We start from the raw sequence: 19,781 nt of genomic DNA on the forward strand, positions 1-19,781 counted from the left end.
GTTCACCCGGTGACCGATGCGACGACGATGACTCTGGCCCCCACGCAAAGCGACGTCACCGTACGTCGCGCCACGACCGCAGACCGCGAGGACCTCTGGCTCCTCGTCGTCCGCCTCCAGCCGGACGCACCGGACCGGGCCACCCACGACCGCGTCGTCGGGCCGCTCCTGCGGGCCCTCGACACCCTGCTCCTGGTCGCCGAGGACGGCTCCGGGGTCGTCGGCTACCTCCTGGCCAGCCAGCGCCTGACCTTCACGGCCAACGGAGCGGTCGTCGAGATCGACGAGATCGCGGTGGACCCCGCTGCGGACCCCGAGACCGTCGCGACCCACCTCGTCGCGGCCGTCGAGGCCTGGGGCCAGGAGTTCCGCGCGACGCGGGTCACGCTCGCCGACGTCCTGCCCCGCGAGGTCGCCGACGGCCTCGGGTACACGACGACCGAGGTCCGCTCGACCAAGACCCTGGCGCTGCTCGACACCGACCCCGTCCTCACCTCGCCGTGGGACGGGCCGGCCGTGCCCGCCCAGCCGACGCCCGACGACGAGGCGCTCCCGGTCCGCGACCAGTAGGCCCGGCCCCACGCACGACGATGCCCCGGCCCGTACGGCGAACCGTACGGACCGGGGCATCCGTGCCGAGGGGCACCTGCAGGGGAACAGGGCCTCACCTCGGTGGTCCCGCCGGTCGACAAGGGGGAACGCGGACCTGCGGGACGGACAAGGACCGCAGTGGCGTCGGCCGACGGCGGGCACAGGGGGAGGTCCCCACCGTCACCGCCGACGCCACCGGGTCCGGCTCGTGCTGCCTCAGCCCTGACCGTTGAACCAGTCGAAGGGGTTGGGCAGGTTGTTGGGGTTCGTCTGGTCGGGCTGGCCCTGACCGGAGCCGTCCTGGCCGCTGCCCGGCGCCTGCTGGCCGGACCCACCCTGGTCGGAGCCCGAGCCCTGCTGGCCCGAGCCGCTCTGGCCGTCCGTGCTCGTGTCGGTCGGCTTGGCGGCGAGCGTCACGTCGACCTCGACCGTCTTGCCGTCGCGGACCACCGTGACCTTGGCGACGTCACCGGTCGCACGCTCGCGCACGAACCCGGTCAGCGACTCGGCACCGCTCACGGGGTTGCCGTCGATCGCGACGATCACGTCACCGGTCTTGATGCCCGCCTCGGCGGCCGGGGAGCCGTCCTGGACGCTCTTGACCTCGGCACCGCGACGCGTGACGCCGTCGGCCGTGGCCGTCGCGTCCGTCATGCTCACGCCCAGGAAGGCGTGCTCGGCCGTGCCGTTCTCGATGAGCTGCCCGCTGATGTTCTTGGCGAGGTTCACCGGGATGGCGAAGCCCAGGCCGATCGAGCCGGACTGGTTCGACGTGGTCGCGATCGACGAGGTGATGCCGATGACCTCGCCCTGCGCGTTGAACAGCGGACCGCCCGAGTTGCCCGGGTTGATCGCGGCGTCGATCTGGATCGCGTTCGTGACCACGGTGCTGCCGCCGTCGGAGCCCGACGCCGCGACCGGGCGGTCGAGCGCGGACACGATGCCGGTCGTGGCCGTGTTGGCCAGCCCGAGCGGGTTGCCCACCGCCAGGACGGACTCGCCGACCGTGACGTCGTCGGAGTCGCCGAACGTCGCGGGCGTGAGGTTGCTCGGCGGGTCGACCAGCTCGACGACCGCGAGGTCCGTCGTCGGGTCCAGCCCGACGATCTTCGCCTGGTACAGGCGCCCGTCGCTCAGGGTGACCTGGACGGTGTCGTCCTGGGCGCCCTCGACGACGTGGTTGTTCGTCAGGACGTGCCCCTCGGTGTCGATCACGACGCCCGACCCCTCGGCTCCACCCTCGGCCGTGGTGACCTGGATCGAGACGACCGACGGCGCGACCGCGCTCGTCACGGCCTGCCAGTCCGGGTTCTCGGACGTCGAGTCGGCGACGGGGACCGTCGAGTTCTCCGTGGTCTCACCGACCGACGCCAGCGAGCTGGGCGTCGAGCCGTTGCCGTCGAGGAGCCCGAGGACCCCTGCGGTGCCGGCGCTCGCGAGGATCGCGGCCGCGGCGGCCGCGCCGACCACGGGGATCCAGGTCTTGCTGCGCGTGGTCGCGACCGGAGCCTGCTCGGGGCCGTGCGGTGCGGGCGGCATGCCGGCCGCGGAGTACGGGGTGCTCGTCGGGGCGCCGTGCTGCCCCTGCGCGGCGTACGGGGCGTGCGCGGCGTACGGCGGCTGCGCGGCGTAGGGCGCGTGCTGCGCCGGCGGCGCGGGCACGGGGGCCGCGTGCGGGGCCGCGAAGTGCTGCTGCGCGGGGGCCTGCGGGGCCGCCGGGGTGGTCGGGCCCGTCGGGGTGACGGGGAGCTGCTGCGTGGGCTGCGCCTCGATGCGCTGGGTGTCGCCGTCGCGGGGAGCCTGGTGCTCGGGGACCTGCGGGGTGTTCTCGGTCATGGGGTGTTCCCTCCTCGTTCGTTCTGAGGACTACTTCACACCCCGGCGCTGGAACGTCGCTTGAACGATCCTGTGAGTTCGCTGCGAGTTCGACAGGACTCCTGGGAGACCTCTCAGGCGCCGTGCCCCGCGCCCCCGGGACCGTCGAGGTCGTCGAGGTCGCGCGGCAGAGCACGCCGGATCGCCTCCGAGACGTCGGCCGCGAGCGCCGCGCCGTCTGCCCTGCGTCCCGCCCGCGCGACGCGCACCTCGACGACCTCGACCCCGTGGGGCGGGCGCGCGAGCACGGACCTCAGGGCCGGGACGTCCGCGACGACCCGGTGCCGCACGCCGTACCCCGCGCAGAGGGCGGCGAGGTCGGCGCCGTGCGGGGTCGAGAACACGCGCTCGAATGCGCTCGCGGTCGCGGGGGCCTCCTCGGCGAGCGCCCCGTACTCGAGCGTCGCGAAGATCGACCCGCCGTCGTCGTTGACCACGACGACCTGGAGGTCGGCCGCCGGCTCGTGCGGGCCGCGCAGGAGCCCGCCCACGTCGTGCAGGAACGTGAGGTCGCCGACCAGGGCGCGGGTGCGCCGACCGGCGCGCGCCGCCGCGAGCGCGACGCCCGTCGCGGTCGAGAGCATCCCGTCGATGCCCGCGAGGCCGCGGTTGGCGAGCACGAGCGGGGAGACGGCCCAGTCGACCACGAGGTCGAGGTCCCGCACCGGGTTGCTCGACCCGACCACGAGCACGTCCTCGGGTCCCGACGCCTCGGCGACCGCCGCAGCGACGGCGAGGGGCGTCGTCGGGCCGGGAGCGGACACGCGCTCGGCGACGACCTTGCGGGCCGCCTCCCCCGCTCCGCGCCAGGCGTCGAGCCATGCCCGGTCGCCCGTGGGTCCCGACCACCAACCGGCCGGGACGCCCGGCAGGATCGCGTGCGCCGAGCGGGCCGCGTCGGGCCAGGGCCCTCCCCCGGGCGCGACGACGAGCACCTCGACGTCGTCGCGGGCGAGGAGCTGCTGGACCGGGCGCGAGAGCGTGGGCCGGCCCATGACCACGACGCGCTCGACCCGGTGACCGAGAGCACCCAGCACGAGCCGGTGCGCGGCGACCGCGTGGCTGCCCGCGGCGGCCCCGGACGAGGCCTCGGCGAGCAGGGGCCAGCCCCGGCTCTCGGCGAGCCGTCGCGCGTCCGGACCCGCGCCGTCACCCGCGACGAGCACGGTCGCGCGGGTCGAGTCGAGCGGCCACGGCCCGACCTCGTCGCGCACGCCGGCCACGAGGGTCCGGTCGGGCGACGCCGGGGGCTCGTGGGCATCGGCCGGCAGCGCTCCCAGCGACGCGGGGGGCACGAGAGGTTCGCGGAACGCCACGTTGAGGTGCACCGGCCCGGGGTGCCGGGAACGGGTCCCGCGGGCGCCGGCGAGCGCCCGCACCAGCACCGCACGCAGGTCGCGCAGCTCACCCGGTCGTCCGTCCGGCGCCGGGACGTCCGCCGCCTGGCGGACCGCGGACCCGTACAGCCCGACCTGGTCGGTCGTCTGGTTCGCTCCCGTGCCGCGCAGCTCGTGCGGCCGGTCGGCCGTGAGCAGCACGAGCGGGACCCCGGCGTGGTGCGCCTCGAGCACCGCGGGGTGCAGGTTGGCGGCTGCGGTGCCCGACGTCGTGACCACGGCGACGGGGCGCGGGCCGCCCGCACCGTCGACGGTCTGCGAGCCACGCGAGAGCCCCAGGGCCAGGAACGCCGCGGCTCGTTCGTCGATGCGCACGTGCAGCACGAGCAGCCCGGCCTCGTCGGCCGCGGCCAGGGCGTAGGCGAGGGCCGCGCTGCGCGAGCCGGGAGAGAGCACCACGTCGGTGACGCCGTCCGCGACGAGGCCCGCGACGATCTCCTGCGCGGCCGCGACGGCCGGAGGCAGCACCAGGGAACCGGCCTGCGCGGCGGCGCTCATGCCGCCGCTCATGCCGCCGCTCCGTCGAGACGTGCGCCGACGCGCTGGTACCGCTCGGCCCACCGCTCCGCCGTGCCCGGGTCGGTCGACGCTCGCCCCAGGGCCGCGGCCGACGGCTCGGGACGACGCACCGCGATCTCGCCGCCCACGGGCAGCAACGGCTCGTCGACCACGTCGTGCTCCAGGAGCTGGGCCGTCGCAAGACCGCACGCGAAGGGCAGCTCCGGCAGAGCGGCCGCGAGCGCGAGCCCCGCCGCGAGCCCCACCGAGGACTCGAGGGCCGACGAGACGACCACGGGGAGACCGATGCGCTCGGCCAGGTCGAGGCACGCCCTCACCCCGCCGAGTGGCTGGACCTTGAGCACCACGACGTCCGCGGCCTCGGCCCGCACCACCGCGAACGGGTCCTCGGCGCGCCGGATCGACTCGTCCGCGGCCACCAGGACCGAGGTCGCACGTCGCACCGCGGCGAGGTCCGCCACGCTCGCGCACGGCTGCTCGACGTACTCGAGGCCCCCGGCCGCGCGGTCGAGCAGCGGCAGTCTCCGCAGGGCCTCGTCGAGCTCCCAGCCGCCGTTGGCGTCGACCCGGATGCGCCCACCGTGGCCCAGGGCGTCCCGGACGGCCTCGAGGCGCGCGATCTCCTGGTCGACGGTCTCCAGGACACCGTCGGCGCCGCGCTGGGCGACCTTGACCTTGGCGGTCCGGCACCCGTCGGACGACGTCACGATGCCGTGCGCGCGCTGCGGGTCCGTCGCGGGGACCGTGACGTTGACCGGCACGCTCGACCGGACCGGCGCCGGCCAGCCGTGGTCCGCCGCTTCCCGCGCCGCACGCAACCACGCGCCCGACTCCGCGTCGTCGTACTCCCAGAACGGCGAGAACTCGGCCCAGCCGGCCTCACCCCGCACGAGCAGACCGTCGCGGACGTCGAGACCGCGGAAGCGGGTGCGCAGGGGCGTGGACCAGGCGACGAGGGGAGGGATCGGGGTCGAGGACGGCGTGGGGGGCACGGTCACAGGCTATCTCCGCCACCACCGCGCAGCGGTGCGAACCCCCGCGTCAGGCGCCGAGCAGCTCGGTGACGCAGTCGACCGCGAGGTCACGGACGTTGCGCCCCTCGCACAGGGCCGTGACCGCGGCCCCGTCCACGACCGCGATCAGCAGGACCGCGGAGAACCGCAGACCGAGCTGGGCGAGCAGGGCGTCGACCACGACGTCGAGCTCGCCCCTGCCCTGCGCGAACGCCGACGCGAGCACCGGGCTGCGCCCCGCGCTGACCACGTGCTCGTAGAAGCCCAGGAGCTCACCGTGGTCCCCGGGCGGGAGCACGGCGTCCACGAGCAGGAGCGCGCGCGAGCGGGTGCTGAGCGCGTCGACCCCGCCGTCCGCGACGGCGTCCGCGACCGCGTGGCCGATCGCCTGCGCGCGCTCCGCCCAGTCCCGGACGATGCGCTGCCCCGCCGCGGCGAGCAGGTCGTCGAGTCCCGAGAAGTAGTAGGTCGTCGCGGCGAGCGGGACGTCGGCCTGCGCGGCCACGGACCGGTGCGTCACGCTCGACGGACCGTCGCGCAGGATGAGCTCGGCGGCGGCCGACACGATGAGGTCGCGACGCTGCGTGCCTCGTGCCTGCCTGCGGGGAACGTGCTTCTCGGACTCTGGAGCCATCAGTGACTTCCTCCGGGACGGTATGAGGCCGACGATCCACCACGACGAGGACCAGCGACATGATCTTGAGCACAGATGAGGCTTCACCGAATTACACGACTGCAGGCATCACCGTCAAGACCTCCAAGGTCCTGCTCCCCCACACCGTAGGGCACGAGGACGGGCCTCGCCGTGCGCGCCCAGCCCGTGACCCCGCGGGCGGCTAGGGTGGCGGTCGTGAGCAGCATCCCCGCACAGGTGTCCGAGACGTTCGACCCCCAGGCCTGGCGCACCGTCGCCGGCTTCGAGGGGCTCACCGACATCACCTACCACCGCGGCGTCGAACGCGGCACGCGCGACGGCGAGGCGCACGAGCGCGACCTGCCCGTGGTCCGTGTCGCGTTCCACCGCCCCGAGGTCCGCAACGCGTTCCGTCCCCACACCGTGGACGAGCTCTACCGGGTCCTCGACCACGCGCGCATGACCTCCGACGTCGGCACCGTCCTCCTGACGGGCAACGGCCCCTCGGCCAAGGACGGCGGCTGGGCGTTCTGCTCGGGCGGCGACCAGCGCATCCGCGGCCGGGACGGGTACCGGTACACGACGAGCGAGGACGCCCAGACGGCCGACGCGATCGACCCGGCCAAGGCAGGGCGGCTCCACATCCTCGAGGTGCAGCGCCTCATCCGCACCATGCCCAAGGTCGTCGTCGCGGTCGTCAACGGCTGGGCCGCGGGCGGCGGGCACTCGCTCCACGTCGTCGCGGACCTGTCGATCGCGAGCCGCGAGCACGCCCGGTTCAAGCAGACCGACGCCAACGTGGGCTCGTTCGACGCGGGCTACGGCTCGGCGCTCTTCGCCCGGCAGGTCGGACAGAAGCGCGCCCGGGAGGTGTTCTTCCTCGCCCGCGAGTACTCGGCCCAGGACGCGTACGAGTGGGGCGCCGTGAACGAGGTCGCGGACCACGCGGACCTCGAGCCCCTCGCGCTCGAGTACGCCCGGATCATCGCGACCAAGTCGCCGCAGGCGATCCGCATGCTCAAGTTCGCGTTCAACCTCGCGGACGACGGGCTCGCGGGGCAGCAGGTCTTCGCCGGCGAGGCCACGCGCCTGGCCTACATGACCGACGAGGCCGTCGAGGGACGCGACGCGTTCCTCGAACGCCGCGACCCGCAGTGGGACGACTTCCCGTACTACTTCTGACGGGTCAGGAACCGGTCGCGAAGCCGCTGAGCATCTCGACGATGCCGCGGCCCGCGAAGGCCACCGCGACGGCCAGGCCGAACAGCAGGACGATCGAGACGACGACGGGGCCGACCGACGCGGCCGGACGTGCCCCGGTCTCGTCGTCCGGGTCCTCGGCGCGCAGCGCGGGACGGGTGGGGGCGATCGAGGGCGGGTACGGGGTCACCGTGGACGTGGGCTCGAACGGGCTCTGGGTGGGGTTCATCGTTGCCATGCCTCTACGTTCCCGCAGAGCCGACGGTCGCCACATCGGCCCAGCGGCTCGACCTCGCGCCCTCGTGGTCAGCCTCAGGGGTGAGCGCACCGTCCCCCGGGAGGATGAGAGGCATCCACGCGGATCGGGGAGCACCCCGACACGTGGGCCCGCACGGGTCTCGCGGCAGGCGATACCGTACCGGGCATGACCGCCCTCGACGACGCCGCGGCGACCGGCCGCACCGCCTCCCTCCCCCTCGATGCGCACCCGCCCGTGACCCGGATCGTGGTCGTGCACGGTCTGGGCGCCACGGCCGCCAGCCACTGGTTCGGGGCCGTCCGCGACCGCTACGCACCCCGCGGCGTCGAGGTCGTGGTCCCCGACCTGCCGGACTCCCAGGCCCCCGACCTCGACACCTGGCTCTCGACCCTCGCGGTCGCCGTCGGGGCCGTCGACCAGGGCACCGTGCTCGTGGGGCACAGCTTGGGATGCGTCAGCATCCTCCAGCACCTCGCGGCCCGCCAGGACGACTGGCGGCTCGGCGGCCTCGCCCTGGTCGCAGGCTTCTGCGAGGAGGTCCCCGGCATCCCCGAGGTCGACCACTTCGTCGCGCGGCCCCTCGACCCGGACGCCGTCGCGGCCCGCACCCTGCGGCGTCACGTCGTCGTCGCCGACGACGACCCGGTCGTCCCCCGGTCCCTCACCGAGACGCTCGCCCGCCTCCTCGACGCCGACCTGACGGTCGTCGCGGGCGCCGGGCACTTCGTCGCACGAGGGGGGTTCGACCGGTTGCCTGCCCTCGAGGACGTCCTGGACAGCTGGACCGTCGAGCGTCCCGGAACGCGGCTCAGCTGACCGCGTAGCTCCCGGACCCGCGCGGGACGAGCTCGACCCAGGTCACGCCCTGCTCCAGCAGGACGGGCGCGCCGTCGGGCCCGGTGAGGACGAGCGGAGCGGTCACCGACTCCTTGGACCACGTCACCGCGACCTGCTTGCCACCGCTCGCCACGAGCCCCTCCCCCGTGCCGACGAGCTTGGTCTCGGGGACCGGGGTGCCCGCCGGGTCCACGAACTTCGTGTTGACCATCTCGACGCTCAGCACGACCACGTTCGCCGCGGCGAGGCGCGCGCCCTCGGGCGTGACCGCCGGGGTCGTGCCCTCGCTGCGGAGGAAGGCGTTCTCCGCGGTCCCCCACTGCCACTGGGCCCGGCTCGAGTGCGTCAGCTTGACGTCGAGCAGCGCGAACGGCGCCCCCGCCACCGTCGCGGTGCCCTGCCCCGGGTTCCGGGTGTGCGCGAACTGCACGGGCGGGGCCTCGCGGTCCTCCTCCACCTGCGACAAGAAGTCGTCCATGGTGCCGTACAGGTTGTGCGGCGCGCGCTTGCCCTTCTTGAGGAAGAACCCGTCGTCGCCCTCGTCGTGGACGATCGACTGGAGGCCCGCGTCGCCGACCGCCGCGACGAAGGGCGGCTGACCACCGCTGTAGACCAGGACGCCCACTGTCGGACCGAAGATCGACGGGTCCATGGGGCGCACGGACCGGATGGGCCCGACGGTCTCCGGCACCTGCGAGTGGAACACCGCCACGAACCGGGTGATCCCGCCCTCGACCACCTCCTCCCAGACCATGTCGGCCTGGTCCAGACCGGTCTGGGGGCGGGCCGCAGGGAGGTTCTCGATCTTGACCGCCACGGCCGGTCGAGCGTCCACGGCCTCGGCGGGGACCCCGGTGAGCGGCCATGCGAGGGGCACGACGGGCGCGGGCGGGGATCCCTTGGCCGCGTCGACGGCGGCTGCGACGGTCTTCGTCGGGGCACCCGTCGGCGCGCCGCTGCCGCAGCCCGCGACCACCAGCAGCCCTGCCACCACGGTCGCGGCCCACCCCGCCCGCGACATCCTCACCCTGTTCATCCCTGCCCTCACGCTCGTCGATCCTGCTGGTTCCTCGTCACACTACGGCTCGATCTACGCTGGAGGGATGCCACGCGCCGACGGACCCGCACCTGCTGACGTCACGGACCTGAGGGCCGCGGTCTCCGACGCCCTCACCGGGCGCGGACCGGCGTTCGCACCCTCGCCGCTCGCGTTCTCGGGGCCGCTCCCCGAGGGGACGGCCCTCGTGCTGCGGACCTCGGGCTCGACGGGGCTGCCCCGCGAGGTCGCCCTGAGCGCGACGGCCCTCGTCGCGTCGGCGCGCGCGACGCACGAGCGCCTCGGCGGGGACGCTCAGTGGCTCCTGACCCTGCCCCCCACGCACGTGGCCGGCCTCCAGGTGGTCCTGCGGTCGGTCGTCGCCGGGACCGAGCTCGTCACCGCGGACCTCGACGTCCCGTTCACCGCGAGCGGCTTCGCCGCTGCCGCCGCCCGCATGGACGGGGACCGCCGGTACGTCTCGCTCGTCCCGACCCAGCTCCACCGGCTGCTCCACCCCGACGCCGGCCCGGGCGCCGAGGCCGCGCTCGACGCGCTGCGCTCGTTCGACGCGATCCTCCTCGGCGGCGCAGCGGCGTCGCCCGTGCTCCTCGCCGGAGCGCACGAGGCCGGTGCCCGGGTCGTGACGACCTACGGCATGACCGAGACGAGCGGCGGCTGCGTGTACGACGGCGTCGCGCTCGCGGGCGTCCGGGTGCGGGTCGTCGACGGGTCGTCCGGGCGGTCGCTGCCCGCCGGGGCCGTCGGGGTCGTGGAGATCTCGGGTCCCGTGCTGGCCACGGGGTACCTCGGCGACGAGGCGCTCACGGCCGAGACCTTCCGCACCGGCCCCGACGGGTCGACGTGGTTCCGGACGAGCGACCTGGGCTCGCTCGACCCGGACGGCGTCCTGACGGTGATCGGACGCGCGGACGACGTCATCGTGACCGGCGGGGTCAACGTGGCGCCGGCAGCGGTCGAGGCCGTGCTCGCCGCGGCGCTCACGGGCAGCGACCGGCTCGGTGAGGTCTGCGTCGTCGGGGTGCCGGACCCGGAGTGGGGGCAACGGATCGTCGCGGTCGTCGAGGTCGCGGGCGACGTCCACGACGCCCCGGCGAGGGACGGGGCGCTGCTGGCCAGGGCCCGCGACGCGGTCACGACTACGCTGGGACCGCCCGCCGCACCCCGCGACGTGCTCGTCGTCGCGGCCCTGCCTCGCCGTGGGCCGGGCAAGATCGACCGGGCGGCCGTGACCGACCTCGCCACCCGCACCGCACCACGCACCCACTGAACGGAGCACCATGGCCACCTCAGCCGAATGGGTCGCAGGCGCACGCCTGCGCACCCTCCCCGCGGCTGCCGCACCCGTCCTCGTCGGCTCGGGCGCTGCCGCCCAGGTCGACTCCTTCGCGTTCTGGCCCGCCCTCCTGGCGCTCGGCGTCGCGCTCGCGCTCCAGGTCGGGGTGAACTACGCGAACGACTACTCGGACGGGGTGCGCGGGACGGACGTCGACCGCGTCGGGCCCATGCGGCTCACCGCGTCGGGAGCGGCGCTCGCGTCCCAGGTGCGCAACGCGGCCTTCGCGTGCTTCGGCGTCGCGGCGGTGCTGGGTCTGGGCCTCGTGGCTCTCACGGGGCACTGGTGGCTCCTGGCCGTCGGGGCGCTCGCGATCGTCGCGGCCTGGTTCTACACGGGCGGCAAGAACCCCTACGGGTACCGGGGGCTCGGGGAGGTCGGGGTGTTCGTGTTCTTCGGGCTCGTCGCGGTCCTGGGCACCACCTACACGCAGGCCGGCCGCGTGACGTGGGTCGCGGGGGTCGGGGCCGTGGCCGTGGGCCTGCTCGCGTGCGCGCTCCTGATGATCAACAACGTCCGGGACATCCCCACGGACGTGCTCGCGGGAAAGCGCACCGTCGCCGTGCGCCTCGGCGACTTCCGTGCCCGGCGCGCGTACGTCGCCATGATCTGGGTCCCGCTCCTGCTGGGCTTGGTGTGCGCGTTCGCGGCGCCGTGGTCGCTGCTCGTGCTGCTCCTGCTGCTGCCCGCGGTGCTGCTGACCCTGCCCGTGATCGCCGGGGCCCGTGGCCCGCTCCTCGTCCCGGTCCTCGCGGGGACCGGGATGTTCGAGCTCGGGTACGGGGTGCTGCTGGGCCTGGGGCTCGCGCTCTAGGCGTTCGGGGCCTGGGTGCGCCCCGGACGGTCGGCGCGCTCCGCGGCCGTGTCCGCGGCCTCGACGGCAGCGTCCTCGAACGCCGCGTCGTCCTCGATCTCGCGCGAGAACTGCTCGCCCGTGGCCTTGCGCCGCGCGGAGCGGTCGGCGAGGTACTGGGCGGCCCGCTCGCGCGGACCGCGCAGCGCGAGGTAGGAGACCAGGAACGCCAGGACGGCCGCGATGACCGCGCACACGACCCAGTGACCCAGGTTCAGGGCGTACAGGACGACGAAGAGGACCGCGAAGATCGCCAGGCGCAGCGCGGAGTAGATGACCATAGGCACCCGTCCAGGGTAGGCGCCCGACCTGGGTGCACCGAACCGGCCCCTCTCGTGCCGCCCGGTTGCCAGGACGCATAGGCTGGGGTCATGTCCCGCGTCCTGCTGACCCTGCTCGCCGTAGGCCTCGCGGTCTACGCCCTCTCCGACTGCGCCACGAGCGACGAGAACGACCGGAGCGGGATCCCCAAGGGTCTGTGGATCGTGATGATCATCTTCCTGCCCTTCGTGGGGCCGCTCGCCTGGATCCTCGTCTCCCGCACGCAACGCGCGCGGCACGCGACCGCGGCCGGCTCCCCCGCCCCGGGTCGGGTTCGTCCCGGCGCCCGTCGGCGGCCCGCGGCACCGCTGGCCCCCGACGACGACCCGGACTTCCTGTGGAAGCTCGAGCAGCAGCGACGCCGTGAGGCGCGCGGTGAGGACACCGGCCCGACGGCGGGTCCCGCCGCCGAGGGCACGCCGGGCCCCGGACCCGGCTCCTCGGAGGACGACACCACCCGCAAGTCCTCGCCCGGGGAGACCGACGGGGCACCCGGCACGCCGTCGGCGGGCAGCGGCGAACCCTCCTAGCGGCGAGCACAACTGGCGGCGGGCCCTCCTGGTGGCGTCCCCTCCTGGCCGCGTCCAGGCATCCCCTCGGACCGCCTGCCGTCAGGCGTCAGGCGGCACGCGGCACGCGGCACGCGGCACGCGGCCGACTCCTGGACCGCAGGCGCGCGCCGGTCGCGCTCCCGGTCAGCCGGTCAGCACGCCGCCTTGGCGTCCGCCGAGGTGATCGCCTTGCCGGGCTTGCGGTCCGCGAGTGGGTCGACCGGCGTCCCCTGCTCGGGGTTCGTCGGCGTCGCCGGGACCGCCGGGTCGGCAGCGGGGGCGCTCGGCGACTGGGGCGTCGTGGGCTCGGCCGGCGCGTCGGGCGCGGTCGCCTCGGGGACGACGGGCTGGTCCGCGAGGACTCGTGCCCACACGTCGGCCGCGTCGGCGCTCAGGACGACCCGGTTGGGGTTGGACGGCAGCGGGCCCGACGGGATCGTCAGGAACGTCACGGCGTCCGGACGCACCGATCGCAGCGAGAACGCGAGCCCCTTGAGGTCCACTCCCCCGCTGATCGAGAGCGAGCTCGTCGCGGCGTCCAGGAACTGGAGCAGGTTGGGCAGGTCCGTGAGGATGTTCTGGGACAGGACCGACTTCGTCATCGCCGCGAGCAGCGCCTGCTGGCGACCCATGCGGTAGGTGTCGGACCCGTCGCTCAACCCGTGGCGGGCGCGGGCGAGCGCCAGGGCCTGTGCGCCCGTGAGGGTCTGCGTGCCCGCGGCCAGGTGCAGGTTCGAGTCCTTGTCGTCCATGTCCTCGGGGATGCACATCGGCACCCCGTCGAGCGCGTCGACCATGGTCTGGAAGCCCGCGAAGTCGACGGCCATGAACCCGTCCGTCCGTACCCCGGACATCTTCTCGACCGTCATCTGCGTGCACGTCGCGGCCGACGCGAGGTCCTTGCCCCCGACCCATCCCCGCGAGAACGCCTCGTTGAACGTCGCCTGGGACGATGCTTGCGTCGTCCCGCCGCCCGTGACCGTGCACGACGGGATGGCGATCCTCAGGTCGCGCGGGATCGAGATCAGCTCGACCCTCGACCGGTCGGCCGAGACGTGCAGGAGCATGGTCGTGTCCGAGCGCATGCCGTCCTCGGCACCACCGATCGCCTCGTTCGCACCGGACCGGTCGTCCGAGCCGATCAGCACCAGGTTCACGGGCAGCCCGGCGAGCGGGTCCTCGGGGTCGGGCACCGGGGCCGGGGGACGCTCCGCCTCGGGGGCGACGAGCTCCTTGTTGTCGACCTGCTCGACGTTCCCGAGCGTCTTGACGAGGACCGCGGCCGCACCGGAGATCCCGAACGCGAGCACCGCCGTCGTGACGAGCCCGACGACCCGGAGAACACGGTGCTCACGCCGTGACCGGACGTGACGCACCGCGTCGGAGCCCGGTGCCGACCTGTCGTCCTCGCTCGTACCGCCGTCGGTGCCGACCTCTCTGCGTCCCCCTCGTGCTTCTCTCACGAGGGGCCACGCTAGCGGGGCCACGGTCTCGTCCGGGGGACGTCGCACCGCGAACTTGTCGAAGTGCTGTGAAGGTCGCGCGCTGACCGCTGCCGGTCCACGACGCTCACTCCTGCGTCGTGATGCCCGAGTACGAGTGCTTGCCGTTGAAGATCAGGTTGACGCCCGTGAAGTTGAACAGCACGCACGCATAGCCCACGAGCACGAAGTACGCCGCGCGCCGCCCGGACCAGCCACGCGTGGTGCGGGCGTGCAGGTAGGCCGCGTACACGACCCACACGACGAAGCTCCAGACCTCCTTGGGGTCCCAGCCCCAGTAGCGCCCCCAGGCGTGCTCGGCCCAGATCGCGCCACCGATGATCGTGAAGGTCCACAGCACGAACGCGACCGCGTTGAGCCGGAAGCTCAGCGCCTCGAGCTGCGCGGGCCGCGGCGTCGTGTCGAGCCAGCGCCAGGCCGGGTGGCCCAGGAACCCGTTGCCGTTCTCGCGGGAGTCGCGCAGGAGCTGGATCGAGGACATCACGAACGCGACCGTGAAGATGCCCGTGGCGATGATCGCGACGCCGACGTGGATGACGAGCCAGTACGACTGCAGGGCCGGGCTGACACCGGTCGCCGCGAGGAAGAAGGAGTTCTGCGCGACGACGAGGAAGAGCACCGCGAGCCCGGTGACGAACGCGCCGAGGAACCGGACGTCTCGGCGCAGGCTCACGCCGAGGAAGACGGCCATCGCGACGAACGCGCCGACGAGCGTGAACTCGTACATGTTGGCCCACGGTGCGCGGCCCGCCGCGATGCCACGGGTCACGATCGCGGCGAGCAGCAGGACGGTCCCGAGCCAGCCCGTCGAGATGCCGATGCCCGCGGCCTTGCGCGAGGCCGGCTTGGGGGACGTGGCCACGGCCACGGCGACAGGTGCGTCACCGTCGGCGGTCGCGTCGGACGACGCCGGGACCGGTTCCTTGGCCCCCAGCCGGGACAGGTCGATCGCGAACGCGACGAACGCGACCGTGAGGGCGGTCGCTGCCGCCCACACCAGGTCGGAGCTCAGGTCGGCAACGGTCATCGGTCAGCCTTTCGTGGTCGGTCGGCGCGAGCCCGACCGGTGGAGCGGGGGGAGGACGTGGTGCGCGGAGCGGCGGGGCGCTCCGCGGGTGGGTCGGTCGTGGGCGGTGTGCCGGGCAGTGACTCGACCAGACGGTCGACCTCGCCCTGGAGCCCGGCGTCGTCGCCGCGGGCGAGTCCCGCGACGCTCACGACGGTACGCCGCTCGGGCGCGGCGCCGTCGGACGCCTCCTCGCTCCACACGCGCATCCAGATGCGGCGACGCGGTGTGAACAGCGAGACGGCGAGCCCGCCGAGCGCGCCGAGCGCGAAGACGAGGATCCAGACGAGCGCCGGGTCGTGACGCAGGTCGAGCGCGACGTAGCGCGGGACCTCGCCCCCGGCGAGCGTGATGGTGCCCAGGCCGTCGGGCAGGTCGACGGTCTCGCCCGGGGCGACGAGCACCCGGACCCGCTCTCCCTCGGCGTCGACCGAGGGCGTGAGCGTGTCCGTGTCGAGGCGGTACACGTTCTGCGGGAGGCCCTCGTCGAGCCCCAGGTCCCCCCGGTAGACCTCGAGGACGAGCAGGGGGTTGATGGGCTGGGGGAAGACGGAGCGCGCCCCCACCTCGTCGACCTCGGCCGTGGGCAGGAAGTACCCGACCAGCCCGATCTGGTCGAGCCCGGGCGACGTGTCCGGGACCTTCACGACGCCACGCGAGGTGTACATGGTGTCCTCGGGCAGGAACGGCACCCGGCCGGCGAACGCGACCTGGCCCTCGGCGTCGTGGATCGTGATCTCGGGCGCGTAGCCGTTGCCCTGGAGGTAGATCTTGGCGCCGCCCGCGACGATGGGGTGGTTGACCTTGATCTGCTCCTGCTCGGAGGTGCCGTCGGGGTTGCGCACCGTGACGCTGGCCGTGAAGTCGCGCGACTGGGCGTAGGCCACGTCGTCCATGGCGAACTGCGCGTCGAACGAGTCGAGGGTCATGGAGAACGGGACGAGCGAGGAGGGGCTGAACAGCGAGCCGTTCTCGAACGTGTCGTAGTCGACGACCGCGTTCGCGAACCCGCGCCCCTCGGTGATGATCGCCTGGCCGCGGAAGTGCAGGAGCTGGCCCGTGGCGACGGCCACGAGGAGCCCGAGCAGGGACAGGTGGAACACGAGGTTCCCGGTCTCGCGCAGGTAGCCGCGCTCGGCTGCGACCGTGCGCCGCTCGGGCAGGCCGCGGGCCGGGTCGGCGGGCTCGACCCCCACGTCGACGCGGAACGTCGGCAGCCAGCGCAGTCGTCCGCGCAGGTGCTTCGTCGCCGCGTCCACGACCTCGTCGGGCGTCGCGGTGCTCGTGGACCCGGCCTTGGCCGGGAAGCGGTCGAACCGGCGCGGGGTGCGCGGCGGGCGGTTGCGCACGGCCCGCAGGTGCGCCGCGGTGCGGGGCAGGATGCAGCCCACGAGCGAGATGAACAGCAGGATGTAGATCGCCGAGAACCACACCGAGGCGTAGACGTCGAAGAAGCCCAGCCGGTCGAGCCACTCCCCCGTGCCGGGGTTGTCCTGCAGGTACGTCAGGACCGCGGCGGGGTCCTGGGGCCGCTGGGGCAGCACCGAGCCGGGGACGGCCGCGACGGCGAGCAGCATGAGCAGCATGAGCGCGACGCGCATGCTCGTCACCTGGCGCCAGGTCCAGCGCAGGCTGCCGCGCAGGCCGAGCGCGGGGAGCTGCGGGGCCGGGGTGGCCGCGGCGAGGGTGTCGGTGTCCGGGGAGGTGGCCCCCCGCGTGCGGCCCGACGGCGTCGCGCCGCTCCCGGGAGCGGTGTCTCCCTCGGGGGTGCCCGCCTCGGGCTCGGGGTGGCTGTAGGCGTCGTCGATGCCCTCGGGGCGGTACAGGTCCTTGTCGCTCATCAGATCACCGTCTCGAAGCCGGTGATGAGCCCGCTGAGGCGCGCGGTCCAGGTGCCCCAGACGCCCGTCACGAGGGCCAGGCCGATGAGGATGAGCATGCCGCCGCCGATGCGCATGATCGCGACGCGGTGGCGCCGGAGGAAGGCCACGGCCTTCTTGGAGCGCTCGAGCCCGATCCCGATGAGCAGGAACGGGATGCCCAGGCCCAGGCTGTAGGCGATCCCGAGGATCGCTCCACGTCCCACGGTGGCCTCGTCGAGCGAGAGGGCCATGACGGCCGTGAGGGTCGGGCCGATGCAGGGCGCCCAGCCGAGGCCGAACACGATGCCGAGCAGCGGGGCGCCCCAGAGTCCGGCGGTGGGGCTCAGGTGCAGGCGGCGGTCGCGCTGGAGGAACGGCACGGCCCCCATGAACGCGAAGCCCATGAGGATCACGACGACCCCGAGGACGCGCGTGATGACGTCCTCCCACTCCTTGACGTGGACCCCGATGGCGCCCGCGGCGACCATGAGCAGCACGAACACGAGCGTGAAGCCCGCGACGAACAGGCCCACCCCGGTCACGACGCGCCAGCGCCCGGTGGTCCGGGCCGTCTTCAGGGCGGTGCCTCCGCCACCCGCACGGGTGCCGACCGTCCCTGCGTTGGTCGCCGCGAGCCCGCTCACGTAGCCGACGTAGCCTGGCACGAGGGGCAGGACGCAGGGCGAGGCGAACGACACGAGTCCCGCGAGGATCGCGACCGGCACGGCGAGCAGCATCGAGCCGGAGAACGCGGTCGTGGCGAACGTGCTGCCGACGTCCGCGGCGAACGAGAGGGGGCCCATGTCTCAGGCGCTCTCTGCGAGCAGGTCGTCGACGAGAGCGCCGAGCGTCGAGCCCTCGGCGCGCCCGATGACGCGCGCGGCGACCCGGCCCTCACGGTCGAGCACGACGGTCGTCGGCACCGCCTGGAGCGGGACGGAGCCCTCGAGCGCCGCGATGGCCTCGCCGCGCGTGTCCTCGATCGAGGGGTAGGGCACCTCGAACGTGCGCTCGAACGCGAGCGCGGCCCCGGCGTCGTCGGTGCTGTTGATGCCGAGCAGGTGCACGCCCTCGGGTCCGCGGTCGTTCGCGAGCGCGACCAGGTCCGGCGCCTCGGCCCGGCACGGGGCGCACGCCGCGTACCAGGTGTTGATGACGACGACGTCGCCCAGCCACTGCGAGGTGTCGACCGCGCCGCCCTCGAAGTCCGTGCCGGTCAGGACCACGGGCTCGTCCCGGTCGGAGACGTCCCACGTCTTGACCGAGCCGTCGCCCGAGACGTAGCCCTGGCCCACGACGTCGTCGGGGCTCGTGGCCCCCGACTCCTGGGAGCAGGCGGACAGGACCAGGCCGATCGAGACGAGGGCGACGATCCCGGAGGTCGCGCGGGCGCGACCATGCCGGGCACGGGAGGGGCGGATCATGGCAGCACTGTCTCCCACCTGCCTGTGCACAACCTGAGAAGCGGCTGGTGTCTCACGCGCCCGAGACCTTCGCGGCCCCGGGCAGCAGGTCGGCGACCGGCTCGGTGTAGTGGATGCCCACGAGGCGGTCGCCGTCGAAGCGCAGCGACGTGAGCGACGCGAGCGAGCACTGCCGGTTGCGCGGGTCGTGCCACAGGCGCTTGCCCTCGAAGGCCAGACGGGAGATCCAGATGGGGAGCTGGTGGCTCACCAGCACGACCTCGCGCCCCTCGGCCTGGGCCCGGGCGTCGTGGATCGCGGCGTGCATGCGCGCGACCTGCTGCTTGTAGGGCTCGCCCCACGAGGGGCGCATGGGGTTCCAGAGGTAGGGCCAGTGGCCCGGGTGGCGCAGCGAGCCGTCGCCCACGCCGAACTTCATCCCCTCGAAGTGGTTGCCCGCCTCGATGAGACGCTCGTCCGTCCCGAGCGGCAGCCCGAAGGCCTCGGCAACGGGGGTCGCGGTCTCCTGCGCCCGCTGGAGCGGGGAGGCGATGACCAGGGCGACGTCGAAGGGCTCGGGAGCGACGTCGTCGGGCAGCGCAGGCGCCCCCTCGGCGGGCTTGCCCGCCAGGTGCCCCGCGACGCGACGCGCCATGGTGTGCCCGAGCTCCGAGAGGTGGTAGCCGGGGATTCGACCGTAGAGGATGCCGTCCGGGTTGAAGACTTCACCGTGACGCATGAGGTGGACCGTGGTTGCGACCATGGGGTCCAGTGTCCCAAAGTTCTGCCCGCGCGGTGCACGCGGACGGCGTGCTCCCGGACACAGCGTGTCCGCCCCGGGCCCTCGGGAGCCACTACTGCGGTGACGCCTCGTCCGCGAGGCGGCAGGCCTCGGCGATCGCGGCCATGGCCTCGCCGAGGTTGCGGAACTGCTCGGGGGTCAGGACGTCGACCATGAAGCGGCGCACCGCCCGCACGTGCGCGGGGGCGGAGGCGACGAGCTCGGCGTAGCCCGCGTCGGTCATGACGCAGTTCACACCGCGACGGTCGGTCTCGCTCGCGGAGCGCCGGACGAGGCCCCGCGCCTCCATGCGATGGACGGTGTGCGTCACGCGGGACCGGGACCGCGCGAGCCCGTCGGCGAGGGCCGACATGCGCATGGTGTGGTCGTCGGCCTCGGAGAGCCGCACGAGCAGCTCGTACTCGCCGAGCGTGAGCGCCGAGTGCTCCTCGTGGTCCCTGCTCAGGGACTCGACGAACCGGGCCGTTCCGTCGAGGTACTGGCGCCACGAGTGCTGCTGCGCCTCGTCGAGCCAGGGTGCGTCCTGCGGCGCGACCGTGCGCCTGTCCTGCTGAACCGTCATCTCCGCCTTCATCGCTCACGCCCCCACCGTCCGAACAACGCCTCAGTCTCCCATCCGGGAACACGTCCGCTCGACAGGGAATAGAGGGACGGGGGCTTGCGTTGATGCGTTCGTATGAAGTTGAATCTTCAACTAATGGCA

Annotated in this window: 20 protein-coding genes; 6 read left to right on the forward strand and 14 right to left on the reverse strand. The window is 73.8% G+C overall.

Annotated features, from left to right (window positions below; all coding sequences use genetic code 11):
• Window positions 1-27: 27 nt before the first annotated feature.
• On the forward strand, window positions 28-570 hold the full coding sequence (locus JOD49_RS06695; RefSeq protein ID WP_205306481.1) for a GNAT family N-acetyltransferase: 543 nt from the start codon (window positions 28-30) through the stop codon (window positions 568-570).
• A gap of 237 nt (window positions 571-807) precedes the next feature.
• Here JOD49_RS06695 and JOD49_RS06700 read toward each other — a convergent pair whose 3' ends face one another.
• The 4 genes from JOD49_RS06700 to JOD49_RS06715 all read right to left on the reverse strand — a co-directional run bounded on the left by JOD49_RS06700 (window position 808) and on the right by JOD49_RS06715 (window position 6,029).
• The gene (locus JOD49_RS06700) at window positions 808-2,427 is read right to left on the reverse strand and encodes a S1C family serine protease (RefSeq protein WP_205306482.1); all 1,620 of its coding nucleotides are present in this window, start codon (window positions 2,425-2,427) and stop codon (window positions 808-810) included.
• A 113-nt stretch (window positions 2,428-2,540) separates the two neighbouring features.
• Window positions 2,541-4,373 carry a 2-succinyl-5-enolpyruvyl-6-hydroxy-3-cyclohexene-1-carboxylic-acid synthase gene (gene menD, locus JOD49_RS06705; RefSeq protein WP_239525152.1) on the reverse strand — a complete coding sequence of 611 codons (1,833 nt, stop codon included), beginning with the start codon at window positions 4,371-4,373 and terminating at the stop codon, window positions 2,541-2,543.
• Window positions 4,370-5,380 (reverse strand): o-succinylbenzoate synthase, encoded by a 1,011-nt coding sequence (locus tag JOD49_RS06710; RefSeq protein ID WP_372441238.1) that lies wholly within the window; start codon window positions 5,378-5,380, stop codon window positions 4,370-4,372. Before JOD49_RS06710 ends, menD begins: the two co-directional genes overlap by 4 nt.
• A 43-nt stretch (window positions 5,381-5,423) precedes the next feature.
• Entirely contained in the window at window positions 5,424-6,029 is a 606-nt protein-coding gene (locus JOD49_RS06715) for a TetR/AcrR family transcriptional regulator (protein WP_205306484.1), read from the reverse strand.
• Between the two features lie 216 nt (window positions 6,030-6,245).
• Between JOD49_RS06715 and JOD49_RS06720 the strand changes: the two genes are divergently transcribed.
• A complete protein-coding gene (locus JOD49_RS06720) occupies window positions 6,246-7,211 on the forward strand; it encodes a 1,4-dihydroxy-2-naphthoyl-CoA synthase (RefSeq protein ID WP_205306485.1) in 966 nt (321 codons plus the stop codon).
• Between the two features lie 4 nt (window positions 7,212-7,215).
• On the opposite strand, the gene JOD49_RS06725 is transcribed toward JOD49_RS06720, so the two are convergent.
• The gene (locus JOD49_RS06725) at window positions 7,216-7,467 is read right to left on the reverse strand and encodes a hypothetical protein (RefSeq protein WP_205306486.1); all 252 of its coding nucleotides are present in this window, start codon (window positions 7,465-7,467) and stop codon (window positions 7,216-7,218) included.
• Window positions 7,468-7,653: 186 nt separating this feature from the next.
• Between JOD49_RS06725 and JOD49_RS06730 the strand changes: the two genes are divergently transcribed.
• On the forward strand, window positions 7,654-8,304 hold the full coding sequence (locus JOD49_RS06730) for an RBBP9/YdeN family alpha/beta hydrolase (RefSeq protein ID WP_205306487.1): 651 nt from the start codon (window positions 7,654-7,656) through the stop codon (window positions 8,302-8,304).
• Here JOD49_RS06730 and JOD49_RS06735 read toward each other — a convergent pair.
• Complete coding sequence (locus JOD49_RS06735; protein WP_239526007.1) at window positions 8,297-9,346, reverse strand: DUF3048 domain-containing protein; 1,050 nt, start codon at window positions 9,344-9,346, stop codon at window positions 8,297-8,299. The two genes, JOD49_RS06730 and JOD49_RS06735, sit on opposite strands and share 8 nt — an antisense overlap.
• 82 nt (window positions 9,347-9,428) lie before the next feature.
• Between JOD49_RS06735 and JOD49_RS06740 the strand changes: the two genes are divergently transcribed.
• Window positions 9,429-10,652 (forward strand): AMP-binding protein, encoded by a 1,224-nt coding sequence (locus JOD49_RS06740; RefSeq protein ID WP_205306489.1) that lies wholly within the window; start codon window positions 9,429-9,431, stop codon window positions 10,650-10,652.
• Between the two features lie 10 nt (window positions 10,653-10,662).
• The gene (locus JOD49_RS06745; protein WP_205306490.1) at window positions 10,663-11,532 is read left to right on the forward strand and encodes a 1,4-dihydroxy-2-naphthoate polyprenyltransferase; all 870 of its coding nucleotides are present in this window, start codon (window positions 10,663-10,665) and stop codon (window positions 11,530-11,532) included.
• Here the strand turns inward: JOD49_RS06745 and JOD49_RS06750 are convergent.
• On the reverse strand, window positions 11,529-11,852 hold the full coding sequence (locus tag JOD49_RS06750; protein ID WP_239526009.1) for a DUF4229 domain-containing protein: 324 nt from the start codon (window positions 11,850-11,852) through the stop codon (window positions 11,529-11,531). The genes JOD49_RS06745 and JOD49_RS06750 overlap by 4 nt on opposite strands.
• A gap of 90 nt (window positions 11,853-11,942) precedes the next feature.
• Here JOD49_RS06750 and JOD49_RS06755 point away from each other — a divergent pair, with 90 nt between their 5' ends.
• Window positions 11,943-12,422: a PLD nuclease N-terminal domain-containing protein gene (locus JOD49_RS06755; protein WP_205306492.1), complete on the forward strand. Its 480-nt coding sequence runs from the start codon at window positions 11,943-11,945 to the stop codon at window positions 12,420-12,422.
• A 173-nt stretch (window positions 12,423-12,595) separates the two neighbouring features.
• On the opposite strand, the gene JOD49_RS06760 is transcribed toward JOD49_RS06755, so the two are convergent.
• The 7 genes from JOD49_RS06760 to JOD49_RS06790 all read right to left on the reverse strand — a co-directional run bounded on the left by JOD49_RS06760 (window position 12,596) and on the right by JOD49_RS06790 (window position 19,640).
• Complete coding sequence (locus tag JOD49_RS06760; protein ID WP_307822425.1) at window positions 12,596-13,906, reverse strand: LCP family protein; 1,311 nt, start codon at window positions 13,904-13,906, stop codon at window positions 12,596-12,598.
• 106 nt (window positions 13,907-14,012) lie between these two features.
• Window positions 14,013-14,972: a c-type cytochrome biogenesis protein CcsB gene (gene ccsB, locus JOD49_RS06765; RefSeq protein WP_205306493.1), complete on the reverse strand. Its 960-nt coding sequence runs from the start codon at window positions 14,970-14,972 to the stop codon at window positions 14,013-14,015.
• The gene (resB, locus tag JOD49_RS06770; protein WP_205306494.1) at window positions 14,969-16,852 is read right to left on the reverse strand and encodes a cytochrome c biogenesis protein ResB; all 1,884 of its coding nucleotides are present in this window, start codon (window positions 16,850-16,852) and stop codon (window positions 14,969-14,971) included. Before resB ends, ccsB begins: the two co-directional genes overlap by 4 nt.
• Window positions 16,852-17,676 (reverse strand): cytochrome c biogenesis CcdA family protein, encoded by an 825-nt coding sequence (locus JOD49_RS06775; protein WP_205306495.1) that lies wholly within the window; start codon window positions 17,674-17,676, stop codon window positions 16,852-16,854. The genes resB and JOD49_RS06775 overlap by 1 nt, the downstream gene beginning before the upstream one ends.
• 3 nt (window positions 17,677-17,679) lie before the next feature.
• Entirely contained in the window at window positions 17,680-18,297 is a 618-nt protein-coding gene (locus JOD49_RS06780) for a TlpA family protein disulfide reductase (RefSeq protein ID WP_205306496.1), read from the reverse strand.
• A 52-nt stretch (window positions 18,298-18,349) separates the two neighbouring features.
• Window positions 18,350-19,039: a histidine phosphatase family protein gene (locus JOD49_RS06785; RefSeq protein WP_205306497.1), complete on the reverse strand. Its 690-nt coding sequence runs from the start codon at window positions 19,037-19,039 to the stop codon at window positions 18,350-18,352.
• Window positions 19,040-19,130: 91 nt separating this feature from the next.
• Window positions 19,131-19,640, reverse strand: a complete 510-nt coding sequence (locus JOD49_RS06790; protein ID WP_205306498.1) for a MarR family winged helix-turn-helix transcriptional regulator — start codon at window positions 19,638-19,640, stop codon at window positions 19,131-19,133.
• Window positions 19,641-19,781 lie beyond the last annotated feature (141 nt).

It is taken from the genome of Oerskovia jenensis, assembly GCF_016907235.1.
Taxonomy (GTDB): Bacteria; Actinomycetota; Actinomycetes; order Actinomycetales; family Cellulomonadaceae; genus Oerskovia; species Oerskovia jenensis.

What these genes read in the sequence shown, in the direction of transcription:
- JOD49_RS06695 (WP_205306481.1), top strand. Translation starts at nt 28, where the DNA reads ATGACTCTGGCCCCCACGCAAAGCGACGTCACCGTACGTCGCGCCACG.
- JOD49_RS06700 (WP_205306482.1), bottom strand. Translation starts at nt 2,427, where the DNA reads ATGACCGAGAACACCCCGCAGGTCCCCGAGCACCAGGCTCCCCGCGAC.
- menD (WP_239525152.1), bottom strand. Translation starts at nt 4,373, where the DNA reads ATGAGCGGCGGCATGAGCGCCGCCGCGCAGGCCGGTTCCCTGGTGCTG.
- JOD49_RS06715 (WP_205306484.1), bottom strand. Translation starts at nt 6,029, where the DNA reads ATGGCTCCAGAGTCCGAGAAGCACGTTCCCCGCAGGCAGGCACGAGGC.
- JOD49_RS06725 (WP_205306486.1), bottom strand. Translation starts at nt 7,467, where the DNA reads ATGGCAACGATGAACCCCACCCAGAGCCCGTTCGAGCCCACGTCCACG.
- JOD49_RS06730 (WP_205306487.1), top strand. Translation starts at nt 7,654, where the DNA reads ATGACCGCCCTCGACGACGCCGCGGCGACCGGCCGCACCGCCTCCCTC.
- JOD49_RS06735 (WP_239526007.1), bottom strand. Translation starts at nt 9,346, where the DNA reads ATGTCGCGGGCGGGGTGGGCCGCGACCGTGGTGGCAGGGCTGCTGGTG.
- JOD49_RS06740 (WP_205306489.1), top strand. Translation starts at nt 9,429, where the DNA reads ATGCCACGCGCCGACGGACCCGCACCTGCTGACGTCACGGACCTGAGG.
- JOD49_RS06745 (WP_205306490.1), top strand. Translation starts at nt 10,663, where the DNA reads ATGGCCACCTCAGCCGAATGGGTCGCAGGCGCACGCCTGCGCACCCTC.
- JOD49_RS06750 (WP_239526009.1), bottom strand. Translation starts at nt 11,852, where the DNA reads ATGGTCATCTACTCCGCGCTGCGCCTGGCGATCTTCGCGGTCCTCTTC.
- JOD49_RS06755 (WP_205306492.1), top strand. Translation starts at nt 11,943, where the DNA reads ATGTCCCGCGTCCTGCTGACCCTGCTCGCCGTAGGCCTCGCGGTCTAC.
- ccsB (WP_205306493.1), bottom strand. Translation starts at nt 14,972, where the DNA reads ATGACCGTTGCCGACCTGAGCTCCGACCTGGTGTGGGCGGCAGCGACC.
- resB (WP_205306494.1), bottom strand. Translation starts at nt 16,852, where the DNA reads ATGAGCGACAAGGACCTGTACCGCCCCGAGGGCATCGACGACGCCTAC.
- JOD49_RS06775 (WP_205306495.1), bottom strand. Translation starts at nt 17,676, where the DNA reads ATGGGCCCCCTCTCGTTCGCCGCGGACGTCGGCAGCACGTTCGCCACG.
- JOD49_RS06780 (WP_205306496.1), bottom strand. Translation starts at nt 18,297, where the DNA reads ATGATCCGCCCCTCCCGTGCCCGGCATGGTCGCGCCCGCGCGACCTCC.
- JOD49_RS06785 (WP_205306497.1), bottom strand. Translation starts at nt 19,039, where the DNA reads ATGGTCGCAACCACGGTCCACCTCATGCGTCACGGTGAAGTCTTCAAC.
- JOD49_RS06790 (WP_205306498.1), bottom strand. Translation starts at nt 19,640, where the DNA reads ATGACGGTTCAGCAGGACAGGCGCACGGTCGCGCCGCAGGACGCACCC.